General features: G+C 61.4%; 3 protein-coding genes and 1 pseudogene. All 4 read left to right on the forward strand.

Translation table 11 applies throughout. From position 1 onward, the window contains the following. The first annotated feature begins 198 nt into the window (after positions 1-198). Positions 199-1,533, forward strand: coding sequence for a tryptophan synthase subunit beta (gene trpB, locus Q0216_RS01460; protein WP_298592362.1), 1,335 nt, complete (start codon positions 199-201; stop codon positions 1,531-1,533). Next, entirely contained in the window at positions 1,533-2,387 is an 855-nt protein-coding gene (trpA, locus tag Q0216_RS01465; RefSeq protein WP_298592364.1) for a tryptophan synthase subunit alpha, read from the forward strand. The genes trpB and trpA overlap by 1 nt, the downstream gene beginning before the upstream one ends. Beyond that, on the forward strand, positions 2,387-3,448 hold the full coding sequence (lgt, locus tag Q0216_RS01470; protein ID WP_298592366.1) for a prolipoprotein diacylglyceryl transferase: 1,062 nt from the start codon (positions 2,387-2,389) through the stop codon (positions 3,446-3,448). Before trpA ends, lgt begins: the two co-directional genes overlap by 1 nt. A gap of 316 nt (positions 3,449-3,764) precedes the next feature. Next, positions 3,765-4,681, forward strand: a pseudogene (locus Q0216_RS01475) (phosphoenolpyruvate synthase); the annotation flags it as partial.

Below are 4,681 nucleotides of genomic sequence, written 5' to 3' on the forward strand. Positions count from 1 at the left end.
AGGGGAGCACCCTGCTGAGAATGGTCATGTGCACCTCAAGGTATTGTTCACCGCCTGCGCACGGGTACTATAGGGGGATATATGCGAACGCCGCCCCCGCCCGATTCGCGGTTGGCGTGGTGTTTCGCTGTGATCAGGCCTGATGCCCCTCTACCTGCGGCGCGCATCCGGCGGCAACCATCCAGGGAAGGAATAGTGATGAGCGAGAACCTGGCAGATGCTTTCCTCAACGGCGAGTCGTTGAAGAATGCCCCCGGCCCCTATTTTGGTGAGTACGGCGGGCGGTGGATGCCCGAGTCGCTGATTGCCGCCATGGATGAGCTGGAGGCGACCTTTAACGAGGCGAAGAACGACCCCGAGTTCATTGCTGAGTTCCAGCGTCTTTCTGCTGAGTATTCGAACCGTCCGTCGCTGCTGACGGAGGTTCCGAAGTTCTCTGAGCATGCCGGTGCGCGTGTGTTCCTCAAGCGTGAGGACCTGAACCACACGGGTAGCCACAAGATTAATAATGTGCTGGGTCAGGCTCTGCTGGCTAAGCGTATGGGTAAGACCCGTCTGATTGCTGAGACTGGTGCGGGTCAGCACGGTGTTGCGACTGCGACCGCGGCTGCGCTCTTCGGCATGGAGTGCGTGGTCTACATGGGTGAGGAAGACACTGAGCGTCAGTCGCTGAACGTGGCTCGTATGCAGCTGCTGGGCGCGAAGGTGATTGCGGTTCAGAACGGTTCCCGCACCCTTAAGGACGCCATTAATGAGGCGCTGCGTGACTGGGTTGCGAACGTTGAGAACACCCACTATCTGCTGGGTACTGCCGCCGGTGCGCACCCGTTCCCGGCGATGGTGCGTTTCTTCCACGACGCTATCGGTGAGGAGGCGCGCGAGCAGATTCTGGCTGAGACCGGCCGCCTGCCCGATGGTATTGCTGCCTGCGTGGGTGGCGGTTCGAACGCGATTGGCCTGTTCCACGCGTTCTTGGATGATTCTTCGGTTGAGATTTACGGTTTTGAGGCTGGTGGCGACGGCGTGGAGACTGGCCGTCACGCGGCGACCATTACTCTGGGCCGCCCGGGCATGCTGCACGGCGCGATGACCTACCTGATGCAGGATGAGGACGGTCAGACCATTGAGTCCCACTCGATTTCTGCCGGTCTGGATTACCCGGGCGTGGGTCCGGAGCACTCCTACCTGTCCGATATTGGTCGCGTGACCTACGAGCCGGTGACTGACACCGAGGCGATGGACGCTCTGCGCCTGCTGTGCCGTACCGAGGGCATTATCCCGGCGATTGAGTCCTCGCACGCTCTGGCGGGCGCGTTGCGCGTGTGCCAGCGTTGGGCTGCTGAGGATCCGGAGGCGGCACGCGAGAAGACGATGATTGTCTGCCTGTCCGGTCGTGGCGATAAGGACATGGAGACCGCGCTGAAGTGGTTCGGCCTGGGTAAGGCGATTCCGTCCTCGACCCTGATGACCGGTAATAAGGAAGCTGCCGCATCCGCTGCACAGAACGCACAGGCTGAAAGTGAGGCTAAGTAATGAGCTACCAGGACGCTATTTCTCAGGCGGCACCCTTTGAGGTGCTGGACGGTACGTTCCCTCCCGCTAACCCGGATTCGCCTCTGGCGGCTCGCCTGGCTGAGTGTGAGGAGCAGGGCCGTGCGGCGCTGATTGGCTACCTGCCGGTGGGCTTCCCGACCCTGGATGAGTCGATTGATGCGGCGATTGCGCTGGGCAATAACGGCGCGGACATTATTGAGCTGGGCGTGCCCTATTCTGATCCGGTCATGGATGGCCCGGTGATTCAGAAGGCGACCGGCGTGGCGCTGGAGAACGGTTTCAAGCTTCCTCAGCTGTTTGAGGCGGTCCGCCGCATTACCGAGGCGACCGACGCGGTGGTTGTCGTGATGACGTACTGGAACCCGGTTCTGGCGTACGGTGTGAAGAATTTTGCGCGTGATTTGGCGGCTGCCGGTGGCGCGGGCATGATCACCCCGGACCTGGTGCCTGATGAGGCGTCGGCGTGGTTTGAGGCTTCTGACGAGTACGGTCTGGATCGTATTTTCTTGGCGGCTCTGTCTTCTTCGCCGGAGCGTCTGGCGACTATTGCGAAGGCGTCGAGCGGCTTCGTGTACGCCGTGTCGGTGATGGGCGTGACCGGTGCCCGCACCTCCGTGTCGGAGGCGGCTCGCACCCTGGTTGCGGACATTAAGGCTGCCGGTGCGCCTCGTGCGTGCGTGGGTCTGGGTGTTTCGACTCGTGCCCACGTTGAGGAGATTGGCGAGTATGCGGACGGCGTGATTGTCGGTACCGCGCTGGTGAAGGCTTTGGCTTCTGGCGGTGTTGAGGCGGTGGCTAAGCTGACCCGTGAGCTGGCGGGGCGTGAAGGCTAATGTCTGATGTGCTGTCGCTGGCGAGCGTGCCGGTAGCTAACGTGCTGGCGTCGATTCCGTCACCGAGCGTTTCGTACCTGCAGCTGGGCCCGTTCCGTGTGCATTTCTATGCCCTGTGTATTCTTGCGGGTATGGCGGTGTGCTTGTGGCTGGGTTCTCGCCGTTGGAAGGCGGCGGGTGGTACCCCTGAGCGCGTGTTTGACGTGGCGATGTGGGCTATTCCGGCGGGCATTGTTGGTGCCCGCGCCTACCACGTGCTGATTACTGACCCGGGTAGCTATTTCGGTCCGAATGTGGCTGATCCGTGGGCTTTCCTGAAGATTTGGGAGGGCGGCATCGGCATTATGGGTGCCGTGTCGGTTGGCGCGTTGGGTGCCTGGTATGGTTGCCGCCGTTACGGTATGAATTTCCCGGCTTTTGCGGATGCGGTGGCGCCGGGTATTCTGCTGGCTCAGGCGTTTGGCCGCTGGGGTAACTGGTTCAACCAGGAGCTGTTCGGTAAGCCGACGACTTTGCCGTGGGGCCTGGAGATTAGCGCCTCGAGCGGTAATTTCCCCTCGCAGTATCCGGCGGGTACGCTGTTCCATCCGACGTTCCTGTACGAGTCGCTGTGGAACCTGCTGGGTGTGGCATTGCTACTGTGGCTGGGTCGTAAGGGCGTGCTGAAGCTGGGTCAGACCCTGTGGCTGTACGTGTTCTACTACGGTGTGGGTCGCCTCTTCATTGAGATGTTCCTGCGTATTGATACGTCGGAGATGCTTTGGGGCGTTCGTATTCACGTGTGGACTGCTCTGCTGCTGGTTCTGCTGGGTGCTGCTGGTTTTGTGGTGGCTGGTCGTCGTGCGGCGGCGAAGGCTGCTGCGGGTATTGAGCCGGCTCCGGCGGAGTTCGCTCCGAAGTCTGCCGCAGATGAGTCTGCAGAGGACGCTGAGGAGAAGGCATCTGAGAAGGCATCGGATAAAGCAGAGCCCGCCGAGGATGCTGACTCTTCTGAGTCTTCGACGAAGAGCTCCCAGACGAAGAGCTCCCAGACGAAGAGCTCCCAGACGAAGAGCTCCTAGACGAAGGGCTCCTAGCTTCGTCTACATTTCATAGATAAACCGCCGGATGGGGGAGCGCCCCGTCCGGCGGTTTTTTGTACCCGATTTCTGCACGCTTGTGCCCTTCCACTGCTACGTCCTTCCGCTCTTGCGTTCTTCCGAGCGTGCGCAGTATTCATACGCCGGCATGCGGTGGTGCCTTGTGCGGATCTGGGCTGTTGAGAAGGCATAATAGAGATATTGCGTGTGGCGGGCACCCGCGTCAGGAGTATGAGGCTCTTCGAGCGGTGAAGCCTGCTGCGTTTAGAAACACCCACTCAACGTACAGGATTTTATCGTGAGCTCTTCTGCCAGCGATTCTTCGCGCCCCGTTTCTCCTTCTTCTCGTGCAGGTCTGTCGCGCCGCCGCCTGGTGGCTGGTGCGGCGTGGGCTGCCCCGGTCGTTGTGGCGTCTTCGGTGATTCCGGCGTATGCGGCTTCTGATGAGGAAGGCGAGTGCACCGGCCCTTACGAGGATTCGACGATGGTCACTGCCGGTGACGGCGTGAAGAAGGTTGTTGTGTTGACGGTCCCTGCGGGCGCTAAGCGTATGCGTTTTACCGCTGTGGGCGGCGCTGGCGGCACGAACTACACTGTGGCTGATGCCGGTTCCGGCGCCATGGTGGAGGGTTCTATGGCTGTGCGCGGCGGCCAGACTATTACTCTGACTGCCGGTTCGGGCGGTATCGGTAATGGTGAGCTGAAGCCCGCTGAGGGCGGAGACGGCTATGGCGTGGGTGGCTCCTCGAAGGCTTCTTCGCCGGTTCCCGCGAATGTTGTTTCTGCGATTAATGATTTGACCCGTATTTCTGGCGGTGTGACCGGTCTCGGCGGTATGAGCGCTGTGCTGTATTCGGCGTCCGGTGGTGGTTCGTCCGCGATTGAGGTGGATGGCGTGCCGATGATTGTTGCCGGTGGCGGCGGCGGTGCCGGTGTTCTGGCATCGTATGCGACGGTTCTGCCGAACCCCGCGAATGCGGGTGCTGTGCGCCCGACCGCGCACTATTCGCTGGATAGCTCCGGTGGCGAGCACCAGTTCAGCACCGGTGGTGGCGCTGGTTCGGGTGACGGCGACGGTTCGCCCGGTTTTGTTGGTTTCACCTCGTATGAGGTGCAGTCTGAGCCGATTCTGACGGTGAACCCGGGTTCGGGTGCTGCCGGTGGTGTGGGCGGTGCTGGCGGTGAGAAGCTGGACCCGCCGACTGCTGACGGCCC

Origin of the sequence: uncultured Rothia sp. (assembly GCF_937976295.1) — a bacterium.
Classification (GTDB): domain Bacteria; phylum Actinomycetota; class Actinomycetes; order Actinomycetales; family Micrococcaceae; genus Rothia.